This window comes from Hydrogenophaga aquatica (genome assembly GCF_054780915.1).
On record NZ_BAAGVK010000010.1, the window covers coordinates 100342 to 119586 of the forward strand.

General features: G+C 66.6%; 17 protein-coding genes and 1 pseudogene. 10 read left to right on the forward strand and 8 right to left on the reverse strand.

Going from position 1 to position 19245, the window contains the following annotated elements; translation table 11 throughout:
• Window positions 1-32: 32 nt before the first annotated feature.
• The 3 genes from ACYVHH_RS07390 to alr all read right to left on the reverse strand — a co-directional run bounded on the left by ACYVHH_RS07390 (window position 33) and on the right by alr (window position 5753).
• Window positions 33-3371 (reverse strand): efflux RND transporter permease subunit, encoded by a 3339-nt coding sequence (locus tag ACYVHH_RS07390; protein WP_460564493.1) that lies wholly within the window; start codon window positions 3369-3371, stop codon window positions 33-35.
• 13 nt (window positions 3372-3384) lie between these two features.
• Window positions 3385-4509, reverse strand: coding sequence for an efflux RND transporter periplasmic adaptor subunit (locus ACYVHH_RS07395; protein ID WP_460564494.1), 1125 nt, complete (start codon window positions 4507-4509; stop codon window positions 3385-3387).
• Between the two features lie 77 nt (window positions 4510-4586).
• Complete coding sequence (alr, locus tag ACYVHH_RS07400; protein ID WP_460564495.1) at window positions 4587-5753, reverse strand: alanine racemase; 1167 nt, start codon at window positions 5751-5753, stop codon at window positions 4587-4589.
• Between the two features lie 159 nt (window positions 5754-5912).
• On the opposite strand from alr, the gene lplT reads away from it, so the two are divergent.
• A complete protein-coding gene (gene lplT, locus ACYVHH_RS07405; protein ID WP_460564496.1) occupies window positions 5913-7196 on the forward strand; it encodes a lysophospholipid transporter LplT in 1284 nt (427 codons plus the stop codon).
• A gap of 15 nt (window positions 7197-7211) precedes the next feature.
• On the opposite strand, the gene ACYVHH_RS07410 is transcribed toward lplT, so the two are convergent.
• Genes ACYVHH_RS07410 through ACYVHH_RS07430 form a run of 5 tightly spaced genes read right to left on the reverse strand, consistent with a single transcriptional unit; the run spans window position 7212 to window position 11797 of the window.
• The gene (locus ACYVHH_RS07410; RefSeq protein ID WP_460564497.1) at window positions 7212-7943 is read right to left on the reverse strand and encodes an LrgB family protein; all 732 of its coding nucleotides are present in this window, start codon (window positions 7941-7943) and stop codon (window positions 7212-7214) included.
• The gene (locus tag ACYVHH_RS07415) at window positions 7940-8308 is read right to left on the reverse strand and encodes a CidA/LrgA family protein (RefSeq protein ID WP_460564498.1); all 369 of its coding nucleotides are present in this window, start codon (window positions 8306-8308) and stop codon (window positions 7940-7942) included. The genes ACYVHH_RS07410 and ACYVHH_RS07415 overlap by 4 nt, the downstream gene beginning before the upstream one ends.
• A gap of 10 nt (window positions 8309-8318) precedes the next feature.
• The gene (gene glcF, locus ACYVHH_RS07420; RefSeq protein WP_460564499.1) at window positions 8319-9572 is read right to left on the reverse strand and encodes a glycolate oxidase subunit GlcF; all 1254 of its coding nucleotides are present in this window, start codon (window positions 9570-9572) and stop codon (window positions 8319-8321) included.
• Window positions 9573-9588: 16 nt separating this feature from the next.
• Window positions 9589-10773 carry a glycolate oxidase subunit GlcE gene (gene glcE / locus ACYVHH_RS07425; RefSeq protein ID WP_460564500.1) on the reverse strand — a complete coding sequence of 395 codons (1185 nt, stop codon included), beginning with the start codon at window positions 10771-10773 and terminating at the stop codon, window positions 9589-9591.
• 58 nt (window positions 10774-10831) lie between these two features.
• Window positions 10832-11797, reverse strand: coding sequence for an SMP-30/gluconolactonase/LRE family protein (locus tag ACYVHH_RS07430; RefSeq protein ID WP_460564501.1), 966 nt, complete (start codon window positions 11795-11797; stop codon window positions 10832-10834).
• 40 nt (window positions 11798-11837) lie between these two features.
• On the opposite strand from ACYVHH_RS07430, the gene ACYVHH_RS07435 reads away from it, so the two are divergent.
• The 9 genes and pseudogenes from ACYVHH_RS07435 to ACYVHH_RS07475 all read left to right on the forward strand — a co-directional run.
• On the forward strand, window positions 11838-12263 hold the full coding sequence (locus ACYVHH_RS07435) for a CopD family protein (protein ID WP_460564502.1): 426 nt from the start codon (window positions 11838-11840) through the stop codon (window positions 12261-12263).
• Window positions 12264-12286: 23 nt separating this feature from the next.
• Window positions 12287-13411 carry a VanZ family protein gene (locus ACYVHH_RS07440; protein WP_460564503.1) on the forward strand — a complete coding sequence of 375 codons (1125 nt, stop codon included), beginning with the start codon at window positions 12287-12289 and terminating at the stop codon, window positions 13409-13411.
• Window positions 13404-13757 (forward strand): (2Fe-2S) ferredoxin domain-containing protein, encoded by a 354-nt coding sequence (locus ACYVHH_RS07445; protein WP_460564504.1) that lies wholly within the window; start codon window positions 13404-13406, stop codon window positions 13755-13757. The genes ACYVHH_RS07440 and ACYVHH_RS07445 overlap by 8 nt, the downstream gene beginning before the upstream one ends.
• Window positions 13758-13769: 12 nt before the next feature.
• Complete coding sequence (locus tag ACYVHH_RS07450) at window positions 13770-14402, forward strand: alpha/beta hydrolase (protein WP_460564505.1); 633 nt, start codon at window positions 13770-13772, stop codon at window positions 14400-14402.
• Window positions 14403-14510: 108 nt separating this feature from the next.
• Window positions 14511-15665, forward strand: coding sequence for a D-alanyl-D-alanine carboxypeptidase family protein (locus ACYVHH_RS07455; RefSeq protein ID WP_460564512.1), 1155 nt, complete (start codon window positions 14511-14513; stop codon window positions 15663-15665).
• A 133-nt stretch (window positions 15666-15798) separates the two neighbouring features.
• A complete protein-coding gene (gene rpsL / locus ACYVHH_RS07460) occupies window positions 15799-16176 on the forward strand; it encodes a 30S ribosomal protein S12 (protein ID WP_460564506.1) in 378 nt (125 codons plus the stop codon).
• 190 nt (window positions 16177-16366) lie between these two features.
• Window positions 16367-16837, forward strand: coding sequence for a 30S ribosomal protein S7 (gene rpsG, locus ACYVHH_RS07465; protein ID WP_460564507.1), 471 nt, complete (start codon window positions 16367-16369; stop codon window positions 16835-16837).
• Between the two features lie 83 nt (window positions 16838-16920).
• Entirely contained in the window at window positions 16921-19023 is a 2103-nt protein-coding gene (gene fusA / locus ACYVHH_RS07470; RefSeq protein WP_460564508.1) for an elongation factor G, read from the forward strand.
• Between the two features lie 152 nt (window positions 19024-19175).
• A pseudogene (locus ACYVHH_RS07475) lies at window positions 19176-19245 on the forward strand (GTP-binding protein); the annotation flags it as partial.

The window sequence follows — 19245 nt, forward strand, 5'->3', positions numbered from 1 at the left end:
AAGAAACGAGGGTTGGAAAAAAACAGGATGGATCAGGCCGCGGCCGGTGCCGGGTGCTTCTTGCGGTACACCGCGTAATACAGCACCGGAATCACCACCAGCGTCAATAGCGTGGACACGGCAATGCCGAAGATCAGCGACACAGCCAGGCCGTTGAAGATCGGGTCGTCCAGGATGAAGAAGGCCCCCATCATGGCGGCGATGCCCGTCAGCGCGATGGGCTGCGCGCGCACGGCGGCAGACTGCACCACCGCATCGGCAAAGGCCAGGCCGCGCGCCGTTTCCAGCTCGATGAAGTCCACCAGCAAGATGGAGTTGCGCACGATGATGCCCGCCAGCGCGATCATGCCGATCATGCTGGTGGCGGTGAACTGTGCGCCCAGCAGGGCGTGGCCCGGCATCACGCCGATGATGGTCAGCGGGATGGGGGCCATGATGATGAGCGGCGTGAGGTAGCTGCGGAACTGCGCCACCACCAGCAGGTAGATCAGGATCAGCCCCACGCCGTAGGCGGCGCCCATGTCGCGGAAGGTCTCAAAAGTGATCTGCCACTCGCCGTCCCATTTGATGGCGTACTGGCGGTAGGGGTCGCTGGGCTGGCGGATCCAGTATTCGCCCAGTTCGCCGGTGTTGGGCAGGGCGGCCTTGTCCAGCTGGCCGCGTATGCCGAACAGCCCGTACAGCGGCGAATCCGTCTTGCCAGCCATGTCACCCAGCACGTAGGTCACAGGCAGCAGGTTCTTGGTGAAGTGTGGCTGGTCGATGACGCCGCGCTCCACCGTCACCAGTTCCGACAAGGGCACCATGCGCCCGTTGCCCGCCCGCAAAGGCATGGCCAGCACGCTGTCCAGCCCCACCTGGGCCTCGCGCGGCAGTTGCAGGCGCACGGGCACGGCAAACTTGGCGTGGCCGTCGTGCAGGTAGGCAGCGTCGCTGCCCGACAGGGCGGTGTACACCGTTTGCGCGATGGTCTGCACGGGAATGCCCAGGGCCTCGGCGCGCGAGCGGTTGACGCGCAGGAACACGCGCGGTGCGTCCTCCTTGAGCGTGGTGTCTATACCCACGATGTCTGGCGTGTCGCCAAACGCCTGGGCCACGCGCCGGGCCAGGTCGGCGCGGCCAGCTTCGTCAGGGCCGTACACCTCCGCCACGATGGGCGACAGCACGGGCGGCCCCGGCGGCACTTCCACCACCTTCACGCGGCCGTTGTGGCGCTGGGCGATGTCTTCCAGGCCCGGGCGCAGGCGCTGGGCGATGGCGTGGCTCTTTTCCTTGCGCTCGTGCGCGTCCACGATGTTGACCTGCAGGTCGCCCTGCTCGGCGTCCGCGCGCAGGTAGTACTGCCGCACCAGGCCGTTGAAGGTGATGGGGCTGGCCGTGCCAGCGTAACCCTGCACGTTCGTGACCTCGGGCTGCTGCGCCAGGTAGGCGGTCATGTCCTGCAGCGCGGCGGCGGTGCTTTCCAGCGAACTGCCCGCGGGCATGTCCAGCACCACCTGGAATTCGCTCTTGTTGTCGAACGGCAGCATCTTCAGCACCACGGCCTGCACAACGGTCAGCCCCACCGACAGGAAGAGCGCCGCCACAATGCCGCCCAGCATGAGCCAGCGCTTGCGCGCACTTTGCAGAAAGGGTGTGAGCGTGCGGGTGAACAGCCGTTGCAGCCCGCCCGTCAGCTTGCTGGTGGCATGTGCGGTGTGGCCGTCAGCTTCCGGCCGCCGGGCCGTCCCAAGGCCGGGAGGCGCCCCCTCGGGGGGCAGCGAAGCGTGGGGGCCTCCGTGCATCAGTTTCAGGGCCAGCCAAGGCGTCACGGTGAAGGCAATGGCCAGCGAGATCGCCATGCCCATGCTGGCGTTGATCGGGATGGGGCTCATGTACGGGCCCATCAGACCACTCACGAAGGCCATGGGCAGCAGCGCCGCAATCACCGTGAACGTGGCCAGGATGGTGGGGCCGCCCACTTCGTCCACCGCGCGCGGGATGATCACCGACAAGGGAGCATCCGGCGTGAGCTGGCGATGGCGATGTATGTTCTCCACCACCACGATGGCGTCGTCCACCAGGATGCCAATGGAGAAGATCAGTGCGAACAGCGACACCCGGTTGAGCGTGAAGCCCCAGGCCCAGCTGGCGAACAGTGTGGCCGTCAGCGTCAGTATCACCGCCGCACCCACGATCACCGCCTCGCGCCTGCCCAGGGCCAGGCCTACCAGCAGAATCACCGAGCCGGTGGCAAACGCCAGTTTCTGGATCAGCTTGTTGGCCTTCTCGGCGGCGGTCTGGCCGTAGTCGCGTGTGATGGTGGCCTGGACGCCGTCTGGGATGATGGTGTTGCGCAGTTCGTCCAGGCGAGCGCGGGCGCCTGCGGCCACGTCCACGGCGTTTTCGCCGGGCTTCTTGGTCACGGTAATGGTCACGGCCGGGTAGCTCTGGCCAGCCTGCACGCCATCCACGGCGGCGTCGGCCGCGCCTGGGGTGAACCACACGTAGCGTTGCGGCAGCTTGGCGCCCGCTTCCACGCGGGCTACCTCGCGCAGATAGATGGGGCGGCCGTTGCTGGTGCCCACCACGATGTCGCCCACGTCCTGCGGCGTGCGCAGGAATTCGCCGGTTTCCACGGTCAGCATGTCGCTGCGCTGTGCGCCGGTGTCCAGCGTGTTGGCCACGCTGCCCGAGGGCAGCGCCTGGTTGGCCGAGCGGATGGCGTTGTGCAGCGCTTCCACCGGCACGCCACGCTCGCGCAGGCGGGCGGGGTCCAGCCACACCTGCACCGCCCGCCCTGGGCCGCCTATGGTCTGCACCTCGCGCGTGCCGGGCACGCGCTTGAGTTCCGTTTCCACCGAATAGGCAATGCGTTCCAGGTCGTGCGCACTGCTGGCGTCGGGGCTCCACAGGGTGGCGGCCAGCACCGGCACATCGTCAATGCCCTTGGGCTTCACGATGGGGGGCAGCACGCCCAGCCCGGCGGGCAGCCAGTCCTGGTTGGCGTTGAGCACGTCGTACAGGCGCACCAGAGCCTCGGTGCGCGGCACGCCCACCTGGAACTGCACGGTCAGCACCGCCACGCCGGGGCGTGCCACCGAGTAGGTGTGCTCAATGCCCTGGATCTGCGACAGCACGTGCTCCGCCGGGCCCGCCACCATCTTGGCCACGTCCGCGCTCGAGGCCCCGGGGAAGGGGATCAGCACGTTGGCCATGGTCACGTTGATCTGCGGTTCCTCTTCACGCGGCGTCACCAGCACGGCGAACAGGCCCAGCAGCAGCGCCACCAGGGCCAGCAGCGGGGTGATGGCGTTGGCCTGGAAGGCGCGCGCCACGGAACCGGAGAAGCCGAGCTTCTCGCGCGGGGTGTCTGTCTGCGGTGTCTGCATCACAGTGCCCTTCTCATTTGGCGGCTTGCGCGCCTGCAAGTCCGGCGCGCACGGGGTCCAGCGCCACGCGCTCGCCTGCTTTGACGCCCGACAGTACTTCCACCCCTGCCTCGCCATGGCTGGCACCGACGCGCACCGCGCGCAGCACAAAGCCGGTTTTGCCCTCCGGCGCTGCCACGTACACGGCCGTCAGCTCACCCCGGCGCAGCAGGGCGTTGGCGGGCAGCACCAGCTTCGTCTCGGTGCCCGAGACGAAGCGCACCTGCACCTGCTGGCCGGGCACCTGCTGGGCAGCGTGTTCGGGGCTCAGGTCCAGCCGCCATTCAATGGTTTGCGACACCGGGTCGGCGGCGGGCAGCCTCGTGCGCGCCATGGGCGCTACCCACTGGCCGCTGGGCAGCTGCACTTCAATGCGCTGCGCGCCCTGTGCCAGCCCGGCGCGGGACGCGGGCACGTGGGTCACGGCGCGCAGCGGCTGCGGAGCGTAGACCGTGAGCACGGGCACGCCAGGGGCAGCCAGGTCGCCGGCTTCGGCGTGCGTGGCCAGCACGTAGCCGTCGTAAGGCGCGGTCAGCCGGGTGAAGCCCTGCGCCAGCGCCGACTGCGTGGCCCCGGCCCGTGCCTGGGCGGTCCCTGCCTGCGCGGCGCGGAACTGGGCTTCGACCGTGTCCAGCGCCGCCTGCGAGATGAAACCCTGCGCCCGCAGGTCGCGCGTGCGCTGCAACTGGGCCTCGGCGTTGTGCAGCTGGGCTTCCGCCTGTGCCACGCCAGCCTGGGCCTGGGTCACCCCGGCTTGCGTCACCCGGTCGTCTATCACGGCCAGCACCTGGCCTGCGCGCACGCTGTCGCCCGCTTTCACGTTCAGCTGGGCAATGCGGCCGCTGGCCTGTGCCGACAGCGTGCTCTGCCTGACGGCCTGCAACGTGCCATCCAGCGTGAGGCCGGTACCCACCGGGCGCATGGCCACTTCGGCCACGGGCACGCTGGGCGCCTGCGCGGCAGCCAGGGGAGCAAAGCCCGCCAGCCCGCAGGCTGCCGCCAGCGACAGGGCGGCCAGGGCAGCACGGCGGCGTGGCTTCACGCTGCCAGACGGCGAGCGAACGGCGGTGAAAAGCGGTGAGCGGACAGAGGCAAACATAGGGCAATCTCCAATTGCCCCGCAGTATACCTATATACCCCCTGGAGTACAAGTCCAGGGGCAAGCCGAAGAAATGATCAGTCTGTGTCGTCCGTCGCGAAGGGCACTCGTTGCGCCACGGCGCACATCAGCTCGTAGCTGATCGTGCCGGCGGCCTGTGCAACTTCGTCTATGGGCAAGACGGCGCCGTGCCGGCTCACGCCCCAGAGCACCACTTCGTCACCCAGTGAACAGCGTGTTCCCGCCGCTTCCACCGGCCCCAGGTCCACCGCCAGCATGTCCATGCTCACGCGGCCCACCAGCCGCGTGCGTACGCCGTTGACCAGCACCGGAGCGCCGGTCTCGTTGCTGCCGGGGGCATGCCGGGGGTAGCCGTCGGCGTAGCCGCAGGCCACGATGCCGATGCGCATGGGGCCCGCCGCCACGTAGGCGGAGCCGTAGCCGACGCTGTCGCCAGCCTGCAGGTCCTGCGTGGCGATGAGCTGGCTGGACAGTGTCATGGTGGGGCGCAGCTCCCAGTGGGCGGCGCTGTGGGCGGGGTGGTCGGGCGCGCTGCCGTACACCGCAATGCCGGGCCGCACCCAGTCCGCCGCCAGTGCCTGCGCAGCCTGCTCGCTGCCCAGCTTGACGGACAGTGCGTGGCGCAGCGTGGCAGCGCTGTTGCACAGGCTGCGTTCGCCGGGCAGGTCGTGGGTTGCCGCCACGAAGGCCTGCACCTGGTGAGCGATGCCGTCGCCGCCGAAGCGGGTGCCGTCGGCATCGCTGAAGTGGGTCATCAGCGAAATCTCTTCCACCTGGGGCAGGGCGTTCAGGCGTGTCCAGGCCGCGCGGAAGGCGTCCGGGCGGAAGCCGAGCCGGTTCATGCCCGAGTTCATCTTCAGGAAAACGCGGTGCGGCTGCTGGGTCTTGTGGCTGCTCAGCCAGTCGATCTGCTCTTCGCAATGCACTACGTGCCACAGGTTCAGGCGCGAGCACAGTTCCAGGTCGCGGGCTTCAAAGGTGCCTTCCAGCAGCAGGATCGGGCCGCGCCAGTCGAGCGCGCGCAGGCGTTCCGCCTCGGCCAGGTCGAGCAGGGCAAAGCCGTCCGCGCCGCGCAGGGCGGGGAACACGCGTTCGACACCGTGCCCGTAGGCATTGGCCTTGACGACCGCCCAGACGCGGGCATCGGCGGCGGCGCGGCGCGCGCGCGCCAGGTTGTGGCGCAGGGCGCCCAGATGGACGGTGGCAAGGATCGGACGAGGCATGGCTGGTGCTTGTGGACGGTGTCGCTGGGAGGTGACAGGCAATGTAGGCTGGGCGTGCTATAACCGCGCATCGTTGGAGACGCGCGGGCCGCTCGCCGGACTGCCACTGTTGCACAAAAACCGCCTTCGGTCAGTCGTCACGCATAGAAATTCATCCCCATGAAGCGCGGTTTCTACACCATCATGACGGCGCAGTTCTTCAGCTCGCTGGCGGACAACGCATTGTTCGTCGTTGCCGTCGAGTTGCTGCGCAGCCGTGCGGCCCCGGAGTGGCAGAGCGCCGCGCTGGTACCCATGTTCGCCTTGTTCTACGTGGTGCTGGCGCCGTTCGTGGGCGCCTTTGCCGACGCACGGCCCAAGGGCCAGGTGATGTTCATCAGCAATGCCATCAAGGTGGTCGGGTGCCTGCTCATGCTCACCTCGGTCCACCCGCTGATGGCCTATGCGCTGGTGGGCCTTGGGGCGGCGGCCTACTCCCCGGCCAAGTACGGCATCCTTACCGAACTGCTGCCGCCATCCCAGCTGGTCAAGGCCAACGGCTGGATCGAAGGGCTCACCATCGCATCCATCATTCTGGGGGTGGTGCTGGGCGGCCAGCTGGTGGGGCCGGTGCTTTCCTCCAAGCTCATGAGCATCACGCTCCCGGGCGTTCACCTTGGCATAGACCGCCCGGCGGAAGCGGCCATCGTGGTGCTGGTGTTCGTTTACGGCCTGGCCGCCTGGTTCAACACGCGCATCCCGCGAACCGGCGCGCCTTTGCGGCACATGCCCTCGAACCCCCTGGCCCTGCTGCCTGACTTCTGGACCTGCAACAGCCGCCTCTGGCGCGACCGCCTGGGCCAGATATCGCTGTCCACCACCACCCTCTTCTGGGGCGTCAGCGGCAACCTGCGCTATATCGTGCTGGCCTGGGCGGCTGCGGCCCTGGGCTACAGCACCACCCAGGCGTCGTCGCTGGTGGGGGTGGTGGCCATTGGCACGGCGGTGGGGGCGGTCGTCGCCTCCATGCGCATGCGCCTGGAACACGCCACCCGCGTCATGCCGTTGGGCATCGCCATGGGGGTGCTGGTGGTTCTCATGAACTTCATCGACAACGTCTGGGTGGCGGCGCCCTTCCTGATTCTGCTGGGTGGCCTGGGGGGCTTCCTGGTCGTTCCCATGAATGCCCTGCTGCAGCACCGCGGTCACAACCTCATGGGGGCCGGGCGCTCCATTGCCGTGCAGAACTTCAACGAGCAGGCCTGTATCCTGGGCCTGGGGGCCGCCTACAGCTTTTCCACGGGCATGGGCATGTCGGCGTTTGGTGCCATCACGGCCTTTGGTCTGGTGGTTGCCGGTGTCATGTGGCTCATCCAGCGCTGGCACGCCCACAACGAGCGGGTTCACCCGCACGAACTGGAGCGCCTGCTGGAGATCGCCCGCCGGGACGACCTGCACGGCTGAGCCGGGGCCGGTCCCTCACAGCCACCGCAGCAGCAGGCCCACCACCTGCGGCAGTGCCACCGCGCTGAACAGTGCGGTCAATCCCATGGCCAGACCAGCGAAAGCGCCCATCTCCTCGCTCACCTGGAAAGCCCGGGCCGTGCCGATGCCGTGAGCGGCGGTGCCAAGTGCGAATCCCCGCACGATGGGGTTTTCGATGCGCATGGCATCGAAAAGGAAACGGGCCGTGGCCGCGCCGACGATGCCTGTGCTTACCACCAGCACGGCGGTGAGCGAGGGCAGCCCGCCCAGCTTTTCTGCGATGCCCATGGCCACGGGCGTGGTCACGGACTTTGGCGCCAGAGACGCCAGCGTGGCCCGCGAAGCTCCCAGCAGATGGGCAAGAAGTACGGCGCTGACGGTGGCGGCCAGGGTGCCCGTTACTAGCCCTGCCAGCAAGGGCAGCCAGAGCCGCCGCAGCCGGTCCAGCTGTTCGTACAGTGGCACGGCCAGCGCCACCGTGGCCGGTCCCAGCAGAAAGTGAACAAACTGCGCACCTTCGAAATAGGTACCGTAGGGCGTGTCCGTGATCCACAGCAGCGTGCCCAGCGTCGCGATGGAGATGGCCACCGGGTTGGCGAGCGGGTTGTGGCCGCTCAGCTCATGCAGCCTGTAGGCCAGCACGTAAACCAGTAGCGTGACGGTCAGCCCCAGCAGCGGCGACGCCGAGAGGTAGACCCAGATATCGCTGAAGCTGGCAGGTGTCATGGCGCGTCAGGCGGCCGTTGGGGCCTCTGCGTTCTGCCCATCAGCCACACCACCGTGAGTGCGGTGACGGCCATGCCCACCCAGGTGCTGAGCAGCACCGCCACGCCGATGGCCCAGGCTTCTTCTCCCAGGCGCTGGAGGTGCAGCATCACCCCCACGCCGGCTGGCACGAACAGCAGCGACAGGTGTTGCAACAGCCCGTTCGCCACCCCCTTGAGGGCGGGCAGCCACCGCGGGCGGGCAGCCAGTGCCAGCAGCAGCGCGCTCATGCCCAGTACCGGCCCAGGTACCGGCAGGTCCAGCCACCGAGCCACCACCTCGCCCACCAGCTGCAGGCCGAGCAAGGTGGCGAGTGCGGTCAGCATGCGGTGGGCGTCAGCCGCCGTGGGTGCGGTCCAGCGCCGCGTCCAGCACTTCCACCCAGTGCTTCACCGGGGTGCTGGTGCCGCTTTGCAGGTGGGTGATGCAGCCGATGTTGGCCGACACGATGGTCTCCGGCTCAATCGCCCCCAGGTGCCCGAGCTTGCGGTCGCGCAACTGTGTGGACAGGCCAGGGTTGAGCACGGAATAGGTGCCTGCGGAGCCGCAGCACAGGTGCGATTCGTTGCGCGCCACCTGCACGTCGAACCCCAGCTCTCCCAGGTGCTTTTCCACACCGCCGCGCAGCTGCTGGCCGTGCTGCAGGGTGCAGGGTGGGTGGAAGGCCAGCCGCGCGGGTTCCTCTGTCTGGCGGAGCTGGCCTTTCAGCGCAGGCACCAGTTCCGGCAGCAGTTCACTCAGGTCGCGCGTCAACTCGCTCACACGGGCTGCCTTGCTGGCGTAGGCCGGGTCGTGGCGCAGCAGGTGGCCGTACTCCTTCACGGTCACACCACAGCCGGAAGCGTTCATCACGATCGCTTCCACGCCCGTCGAGGCGGCCGGATCAATCCAGGGCCACCAGGCGTCAATGTTGGCGCGCATCTGCTCCAAACCGCCCACCTGGTCGTTCAGGTGGAACCGCACGGCACCGCAACAGCCCGCCTGGCTGGCCACCACGGTCTGTATGCCTGCGGCGTCCAGTACCCGTGCAGTGGCGCTGTTGATGTTGGGCATCATCGCGGGCTGCACACAGCCTTGCAGCATCAGCACCTTGCGTGCATGCTTGCGCTCGGGCAGGCTGCCTGCGTCCTGGCGCCGCGGCACCTTGGCCTGCAGGCTGGGTGGCAGCAGGCCGCGAACGGTCTGTCCCAGCTTCATCGCCGGGCCGAACAGGGGCGACGGCAAACCTTCCTTCAGCAGCCAGCGCACGGCGCGCTCCCCCAGGGGGCGCTCTACCTTGGCCTCCACCACCTTGCGGCCGATGTCCACCAGGTGGCCGTAGTCCACACCGCTCGGGCAGGTGGACTCGCAGTTGCGGCAGGTCAGGCAGCGGTCCAGGTGCAACTGGGTCTTGCGCGTCGGTTGCGCGCCCTCCAGCACCTGCTTGATCAGGTAGATGCGCCCGCGCGGGCCATCGAGCTCGTCACCGAGCAGTTGGTAGGTGGGGCAGGTGGCTGTGCAGAAGCCGCAATGCACGCACTTGCGCAGGATGGCTTCGGCGGCGGCGCCGTCCGGTGTTCCCTGGAATTCGGGTGCGAGGTGGGTTTGCATGTGGTCTTGCCTCGCGTCAGATGCCGAAGCCCCAGCGGCCGGGGTTGAACACCCCGGCGGGGTCGAACGCCTGTTTCAGGCGCCGTTGGATGGTCAGTTGAGCCGCATCGGGCGCGGTGAAGCGGCCCGCCGCGTCAGGCGCGGCCGTTGGCGCACGCCACAGCGTGGCATGGCCGCCTGCTTGGCGTGCGGCCTCCTGCAAGGTGCCGCGTGCCTCCAGCGGTGCCCACAGCCAGCGCAAGCCTCCGTGCCACTCCACCAGGGGGCTCCATGGCAGGTTCATCGCCGGGGCGGTGGGTGCGACGGACAGGCGCCAAAGCCCTGCGTCTGCCGCAGGTGCCCGGAAAAAAGGCAGGGTCTGGTCACGGCAGGCCGTCCAGTCGCGCGCCGCCTGTTGCCAGTCCATGCGCTCACCCAGGGCGTCGCCCAGCATGCGGTGGCAGGCGGCTTCCACCGCAGCCACTGCGCCGCGCAGCCGCACGAAGAGCAACTCTCGTGCAGGAGATTCGGTGTCGTCGCGCACCCAGCAGCTGGCGTTGATGGGCAAGGGCTGGGCACGCCACCGGGCCAGTTGCTGCAGGGCACTGTCCTGCGGCAGTTCAAAGCACAGCGTGGCTTCCGATGGCGCAACCGGCAGCACTTTCAGTGAGACTTCGGTGATCACGCCGAGCGAGCCCAGGCTGCCTGCCAGCAGGCGGCTCACGTCGTAGCCAGCCACGTTCTTCATCACCTGCCCGCCGAAGGTCAGGTGCTCGCCGCGCCCGTTGAGCACTTGTGCGCCGAGCACGAAATCGCGCACCGCGCCCACGCTCGCGCGAGACGGCCCGCTCAGCCCGGCGGCGACCATGCCGCCCACCGTGGTCTCCGGCCCGAAGTGCGGTGGCTCGAACGCCAGGCACTGACCTTGTTCTGCCAGCGCCGATTCCAGCTCGCTCAGCAGCGTGCCGGCCCTGGCGGTCACCACCAGCTCCGATGACTCGTAGGCCACGATGCCGGCGTGGGCTCGCGTGTCCAGCTCGATCAGGTCTGCGGGCAGGGGCTCGCCATAGAAGGCCTTGGTGTTGCCTCCGCGTATGCGCAGGCCGCGGCCGTTCTGGCTGGCGTCCCGGATGGCTTCGGCCCAGCCGGCCAAGACGCCGGGCAGAGCGGCGCCAGGCCCTGCGACAGGCGTTCCGGAGGAGGGAAGGGGTATGTCCGACATGGCCGCAATGGTAGCCTTGGCACTGGCGCGGCGGCGTGAATTTTTTTAACGCCGGGGTTCAGTCCCAGTAAAAGTTCACGGGCAGTCCCGGTGTGTCCACGCTCATCGAGAACACCGTGCCGCTGTCGGGGTAATGCGCCAGTTCCGTGCTGCTGCGTTTCAGCCGGGCGGTGGTCAGGTACAGGGTGCGCAGGTCACTGCCCCCGAAGCACACCATCGTGGGGCATTGGGCGGGCGTGGGGTATTCGGCAATCAGCTCACCCTTCGGGCTCAGGCAAAGCACCCGGGCGCCCTCGTACATGGCAATCCAGTAGCGGCCTGCGCTGTCCACGGCGGCGCCGTCCGGGCGGCCGCCGTAGCCCAGTTCCGCCGCGCGCTCGAACGTCCAGTCCGCTGGTTTGGGGGCAAACCGCGCCAGTGGGTTGACCGGCCCCAGCTGGGGGGGCCACTGCCCGGGCTGGGGCAGGTCGTAGCGGAAGACGTTGTGCCTCGATGTGTCTGCCCAGTACATCGTGCGGCCGTCGGGTGACCAGCCCAGGCCGTTGGACACCATGACGCCGGTTTCGACCATGCGCAGCTCGGGGTGCGGGCCGTCCATGGTGTGCAGGCAGTACAGCGCGCCGTCTGGACGGTCCCGGGCATCCACCGCCGTGCCGACCCAGAACCGCCCCCAGACGTCGCATTTGCCATCGTTGAAGCGGATGCGCTGGGGATCGTAGGGGGCTGCCGCGATCTTCTGCGGGATGTCGTGCCAGGTGAACGACTGATAGATGCCGTCGCGCATGGCGATGAGCAGGGCGCCGCTGCGGCAGGGGGCGATGCTTCCCGGTTCCTGCGGCAGATCCCAGTACTCCAGGTGTTCGCTGGGAACGTGCAGCCGCCAGACCCTCTTGAGGGCGATGTCCACCCAGTAGAGCCGCTGTTCCTTCGGGTGCCAGAAAGGCGACTCCCCCAAGGCGCAAGGAGCATCCACCACGCGCTGCCAGATGCTTTGTGCCGGACTCTTGTTCGTGTTGGTGCTCATCGGGGTCCTCCTGCGGCGGTGCTTTCGCTACACTGGCTGCATGTTGTGGGTCAAATCATTCCATATCGTATTCATTGCCAGCTGGTTCGCGGGTCTTTTCTACCTGCCACGCATCTTCGTCAATCTGGCCATGGTCGATGCCGGAAGTGTCGCAGAGCGCGAGCGCCTGCTGCTCATGGCGCGCAAGCTGCTGCGTTTCATGACGGTGCTGGCCGTGCCTGCCCTCGCCCTGGGCCTGTGGTTGTGGCTGGGCTATTCCGAGCAGATTGCTTTGGGCGGCTGGATGCATGCCAAGCTGTTTGTCGTGGTTCTTCTGCTGGGCTACCACCATGCGTGCGCACGTCTGCTGCGCAAGTTCGAGCGCAACGAAAACCGCCGCAGTCACACCTGGTATCGCGTCTTCAATGAAATCCCGGTTGTCCTGATGATCGTCGCGGTGCTGCTGGTGGTTGTCAAGCCCTTCTGAGGCTTGCGAAACGCGAGCGAGGCATGAACCAGCCGCGGCCGCTGTCTCTGGCATGGCCCTTTGCCGCAGTCTTTGCTGCGCTCATCGTCTATGCCTCTCTCTACCCTTTCGCGGGGTGGCGCTCGCAGGGCATCTCGCCTTGGGTGTTCCTGACCGCGCCCTGGCCACGCTACTGGACGGCGTTCGATGTCGTCGCCAACCTGTTGGGCTACATCCCCCTGGGCTTCCTGCTGGCGCTGGCCACCGCCCGTACCGGCCGGGGCCGGGGGGCCTGGTGGGTGGGCGCCATGGTGCCCGCCCTCTTGTCGCTGGGCCTTGAAATGACGCAGAGTTACCTGCCGCAGCGTGTGCCATCAAACGTCGACTGGCTGCTCAACGCGCTCGGTGGCTGTCTGGGTTCGGCGCTGGCGCTGCTGCTGTTGCGGTGGCGGGTGCTGGGTTCCTGGAACCAGTTCCGTGCCCGCTGGTTCGTTGGCCATACCCAGGGCGGAGTCATGCTGCTGCTGCTCTGGCCCCTGGCGGCGCTCTATCCCACGTCTGTCCCCTACGGCCTTGGGCAGGTCTGGTTCCGTGCCGAGGCCGCGCTGGTGCTGCTTTTCGAAGGCTCGCCGCTGGCGGGCTGGTTGCCTGCGGTTGCGCCTTCCCTGCCGCTCAGTGCCCTGGCCGAGGCCGCTCTGGTCGCGCTGTGCGTCTGGGCGCCCGTGCTGCTGGGCTATGCCGTTCTGCGCACGGTCGGTCAACGGCTGGTCTTCGGCCTGGTCTTCCTGGCCACTGCCATGGCTGTGGGGGGACTGTCCGCCGCGCTGACCTACGGGCCTGTCCATGCCTGGTCCTGGCTGACACCACCCGCCAGCCTGGGGGTCTCGGCGGCGCTGGCCATGGCCGTCTTCAGCCTGCCGCTCGGGCATCGCGCTTGCGCCGTCATGATGCTGCTGGTCTGGAGTTTCGCGCTCGGGCTGCTCAACCGGGCGCCCGAAACTGCCTATTTCGCCCAGACGCTGCAGACCTGGGAGCAGGGGCGTTTCATCCGGTTCCACGGTCTTTCGCAATGGCTGGGCTGGCTTTGGCCCTATGCTGCCCTTGTGGTTGGACTCCGGCTGGCACTGCGCCGCGCCGGGGGCGCCACTACAATCGTTGTGCATGAGTGACCAACCTGTTTCTACGACCGCGTCCTACTTCCAGCGGCACATCTTCTTCTGCCTGAATCAGCGCTCCAATGGCGAGGCTTGCTGCGCCGACCACCGCGCACAGGAGGCATTCGACCACTGCAAGGCGAAAGTCAAGGCCGAGGGGCTTGCCGGCCCGGGCCGGGTGCGGGTGAACAAGGCCGGCTGCCTGGACCGTTGCGCAGGCGGGCCGGTGGCCGTGGTCTATCCGGACGCCGTCTGGTACACCTATGTCGATCAGGGTGACATCGACGAAATCGTGACGTCCCACCTGCGCGACGGCGTGGTGGTCCAGCGCCTGCAGCTGGCGCCAGACGTCGGCCGCTGACCTGGCAATGCCGTGAACGCCCAGACCGAAACGTTACTGATCCCCGGCCCGGCCGGGTCCATAGAGGTGGCCCTTGACCGTCCGGCCGAGCCCCGCGCTGGCGGGGGCGTGGCCGTGATCTCCCACCCGCACCCGCTTTTTGGCGGGACGATGCACAACAAGGTCGTGCAGACACTGGCCCGGGCTTTCGTGCAGGCCGGGTGGGTCGCTGTCCGTTACAACTTTCGGGGTGTGGGGCTCAGTGGCGGGGAGCATGCCAACGGTGTCGGGGAAGCCCAGGATCTGCTGACCGTCGTCGCGGCCCAGGCGCCGGCCGGTCCGCTGGCGCTGGCGGGTTTCTCCTTTGGCGCCTTCGTTACCTGCCAGGGGCTTGCCCAGGGGCTCGCCCAGCGTTCACCCGAAAGGGTGGTGCTGGTCGGCACCGCCGCCAGCCGCTTCCAGGTTTCGCCGGTGCCGCAGGAACTTCACGAACGCACCCTGGTCATCCATGGGGAGCAGGACGACACTGTGCCTCTGGCCGCCGTTCTCGACTGGGCCCGTCCGCAGGCCCTGCCTGTCACGGTCGTCCCAGGGGTCGAGCATTTCTTCCATGGCCGCCTGCCCTTGTTGAAGGGTCTGGTCACGCGTCACCTGTCATCCACCTGAGCCGAACCCGAACCTGTCGCGCGGCGCCCGCTGCCGCGCGGCCTTCCATACACTGAGGATCCAGCCTTGTCAGCCCTTTCATTCTCTCTTCGTCGCTGGTCTGCCACCATGTTGCTGGCTGGCGCGGTCTGCCTGCCGCTGTCGGCCGCGGCGCAAAACCCGGCACCGCCCGAAATCGCCGCCCGCGCTTATCTTCTGCTGGACGTGACGTCCAACCAGATCCTGGCCGCCAAGGACCCGGACATGGCCGTCGAGCCCGCATCGCTGACCAAGCTGATGACGGCCTACATCGTCTTTGACGCCCTGAAATCCAAGAAGATCACGCTGCAGCAGACCTTCCCGGTCAGCGAGAGGGCTTGGAAGATGCCGGGCTCCCGCATGTTCATCGACCCGAAGATGCAGGTGCCGGTGGAGGATCTCATCAAGGGCATGATCGTGCAGTCCGGCAACGACGCCACGGTCGCGCTGGCTGAAGGCGTGGCCGGCTCTGTCGAGCGCTTCGTTGAGTTGATGAACCAGCAGGCGAAGGTGCTGGGCATGAACAGCACCACGTACCACAACCCGGAAGGCCTGACGGTTCCCGGCCACACCACCACGGCCCGTGACCTGTCGGTGCTGGCCACTCGCCTGATGCGCGACTTCCCGGAGTACGTGCCTTACTACGCCATACAGCGTTACAGGTATCCGGGTACGCCTGCGGCCAACGACACCAACCGCAACCTGCTGCTGTTCCGCGATCCCACCGTGGATGGTCTCAAGACCGGGCATACCAACGCGGCGGGCTACTGTCTGGTCGCCACCGCGCGGCGCCAGTTCCCCGGTCTGGGGGAAGGGGCGGCAGGGCAGCGTCGGCTGGTCAGCGTCATGCTGGGTGCGGCGAGCGAAAACGCGCGCGCGGCCGAGAGCCAGAAATTGCTCAACTGGGGGTACTCTGCGTACGAGGCCGTCCGCCTCTTCGCGCCGGGTCAGGCGGTGGCCACGCCTCAGGTCTGGAAAGGCAAGGCGTCCGAGGTCAAGCTCGGCCGTCCGGGTGGCGTCGTGGTGAGCGTGCCCGCCGGGCAGGCGGCCAACCTGCGAACCGAAGTACTGCGCACCGAACCCATTGTTGCGCCTTTGCAGCAGGGCCAGCCTCTGGGCACCCTCCGGGTCAGCACGGCCGGTGGCGACGTCGTGACCGAGGTCCCGCTCTTCGTGCTGGAGACCGTTGAAGAGGCGGGCATCCTGGGCCGGATCTGGGGTGCCATCCGCCTCTGGATCAAATGACCGGATCAACCTGGCGGGGCGCCCCTCGCCAAGTGCATTTGCATTAAATTGGGGTGCGTGCTACAGTAGAGGGCTTTTCGGAATTTTCCGAAGGGTTTTCCGTTTTCATTTTCAAACGTTTAGGGACGTTTCAATGCCAACCATCAACCAACTCGTGCGCCAGGGGCGGACGGTCGAGAAGATCAAGTCCAAGAGCCCGGCCATGGAAAACTGCCCCCAGCGTCGTGGCGTGTGCACCCGTGTGTACACCACGACCCCCAAGAAGCCGAACTCCGCTCTGCGTAAGGTCGCCAAGGTGCGCCTGACCAACGGTTTCGAAGTCATTTCCTACATCGGCGGTGAAGGCCACAACCTGCAGGAACACAGCGTGGTGCTGGTTCGCGGCGGTCGTGTGAAGGACTTGCCCGGTGTGCGTTACCACATCGTCCGCGGCTCGCTGGACCTGCAAGGCGTGAAAGACCGCAAGCAGGCGCGCTCCAAGTACGGTGCCAAGCGCCCCAAGAAGGCCTGATCGGCCGTCTTGTCAACGTAGGCGGCGGTCACGCTGCGTACAAATCGGTGCTTGAATGTCCTGCTGGCGGGCGCTCAAGCGTAGTGACCCCCAACGCACATGGTGTGCGCGGGTCGAGTAAGTGAGAGTTCTGAATGACTCTCGCGGTGCTGCCGGAAGCAGTGCCAACTGAAGCAACAGAGGTGAAAAAATGCCACGTCGTCGCGAAGTCCCTAAACGTGAAATCCTGCCGGATCCCAAGTTCGGCAACGTCGAGCTGTCCAAATTCATGAACGTGATCATGGAAGGCGGCAAGAAAGCTGTGGCCGAGCGCATCATTTACGGTGCGCTCGAGCAAATCGAGAAGAAGACCGGCAAAGAGCCGCTGGAAATCTTCACGACCGCCATCAACAACGTCAAACCGCTGGTGGAAGTGAAGTCCCGCCGCGTCGGTGGCGCCAACTACCAGGTGCCCGTCGAAGTGCGTCCGGTTCGCCGTCTGGCCCTGTCCATGCGCTGGATCAAGCAAGCTGCCCGCAAGCGCAGCGAGAAGTCCATGGCTCTGCGTCTGGCCAACGAGCTGATCGAGGCCACCGAAGGCCGTGGCGGCGCCATGAAGCGCCGTGACGAAGTCCACCGCATGGCCGAAGCCAACAAGGCCTTCAGCCACTTCCGCTTCTAAGCAGGACGCAGACCAACCCCGCAGGGCCCGCAACACTCTCAAAAGGGGTGGCGGGCTTTGCCCGTATCTTTCGGAGAATTTTCATGGCACGCACCACGCCACTCGAGCGTTACCGCAACATCGGTATCTCGGCGCACATCGACGCCGGCAAGACCACCACCACCGAGCGCATCCTGTTCTACACGGGCGTGAACCACAAGATCGGTGAAGTGCACGACGGCGCCGCCACCATGGACTGGATGGAGCAGGAGCAAGAGCGCGGCATCACCATCACGTCCGCCGCCACCACCTGCTTCTGGAAGGGCATGGACCTGTCCTACCCCGAGCACCGCTTCAACATCATCGACACCCCGGGCCACGTGGACTTCACCATCGAGGTGGAGCGCTCCATGCGCGTGCTCGACGGCGCCTGCATGGTGTACTGCGCCGTGGGTGGCGTGCAGCCCCAGTCCGAGACCGTGTGGCGTCAGGCCAACAAGTACAAGGTGCCCCGCCTGGCCTTCGTGAACAAGATGGACCGTACCGGCGCCAACTTCTTCAAGGTCTACGACCAGATGAAGCTGCGCCTGAAAGCCAACCCCGTGCCCGTGGTGATCCCCATTGGCGCCGAAGAAAACTTCAAGGGCGTGGTGGACCTGATCAAGATGAAGGCCATCATTTGGGACGAAGCTTCTCAGGGCATGAAGTTCGAGTACCACGACATCCCGGCCGAGCTGCAGGCTCAGGCTCAGGAATGGCGTGAAAAGATGGTCGAGGCCGCCGCTGAGTCCAGCGAAGAGCTGATGAACAAGTACCTGGAAGAAGGCGACCTGACCGAAGCCGAGATCAAGGCCGGCATCCGCGCCCGTACCCTGGCCGTGGAAATCCAGCCCATGCTGTGCGGTACCGCCTTCAAGAACAAGGGTGTGCAGCGCATGCTGGACGCCGTGATCGACTTCCTGCCCTCCCCGGTGGACATTCCTCCCGTGGCTGGCACCGACGAAGACGAAGCGCCCGCCAGCCGCAAGGCCGACGACGAAGAGAAGCTGTCCGCCCTGGCGTTCAAGCTGATGACCGACCCGTTCGTGGGTCAGTTGACCTTCGTGCGTGTGTACTCCGGCGTGCTCAAGAAGGGCGACACCGTGTACAACCCCGTCAAGGGCAAGAAAGAGCGTATCGGCCGTATCGTGCAGATGCACGCCAACAACCGTCAGGAAGTTGAAGAGATCCGTGCCGGTGACATCGCTGCCTGCGTGGGCCTGAAGGAAGTGACCACGGGTGAGACCCTGTGCGATCCGTCCGCCATCATCACCCTGGAAAAGATGGTGTTCCCCGAGCCCGTGATCGCGCAGGCCGTGGAACCCAAGTCCAAGGCCGACCAGGAAAAGATGGGTATCGCTCTGGGCCGTCTGGCTGCAGAAGATCCGTCCTTCCGCGTGCGTACCGACGAAGAATCCGGCCAGACCATCATCGCCGGCATGGGCGAGCTGCACCTGGAGATCATCGTCGACCGCATGAAGCGCGAATTCGGCGTGGAAGCCAACGTGGGCAAGCCGCAGGTGGCCTACCGCGAAACCATTCGTGGCACCGTGGAAGAAGCCGAAGGCAAGTTCGTGCGCCAGTCCGGTGGTAAGGGTCAGTACGGTCACGTGGTGTTCAAGATCGAGCCCAACGAAGCCGGCAAGGGCTTCGAGTTCGTCGACGCCATCAAGGGCGGCGTGGTGCCTCGCGAGTACATCCCCGCGGTGGAAAAGGGCGTCATCGAAGCGCTGAACACCGGTGTGCTGGCGGGCTACCCCGTCGTGGACGTCAAGGTCACGCTGCATTTCGGTTCCTACCACGACGTGGACTCTTCCGAACAGGCCTTCAAGATGGCTGCCATCTTCGGCTTCAAGGAAGGCTGCAAGAAGGCCCAGCCGGTCATTCTCGAGCCCATGATGTCCGTGGAAGTCGAGACGCCGGAAGACTACGCCGGTAACGTGATGGGTGACCTGTCCTCCCGCCGTGGCATGGTCCAGGGCATGGACGACATGGTCGGCGGCGGCAAAGCCATCAAGGCCGAAGTGCCCCTGTCCGAAATGTTCGGCTACTCCACCACCCTGCGCTCCATGTCGCAAGGCCGCGCCACCTACACGATGGAATTCAAGCACTACAGCGAAGCGCCTCGCAACGTGCAGGAAACCATCATCGCGTCTCGCGCCAAGTAATCGCCCTGAGGCCGGGCCTCGTGCCCGGCCTGCAGACATTTCCCTGGTCTGCGACCACCCGCCGCTGTGTGCCCGTGCGCAGCGAAAACGCAGGATGGTGCAGACCTTAAACCCCGACACGGGCTCTGTTCTTTACTGAAGGAATTTGCATCATGGCAAAGGAAAAATTCGAGCGGACCAAGCCGCACGTGAACGTGGGCACCATTGGTCACGTTGACCACG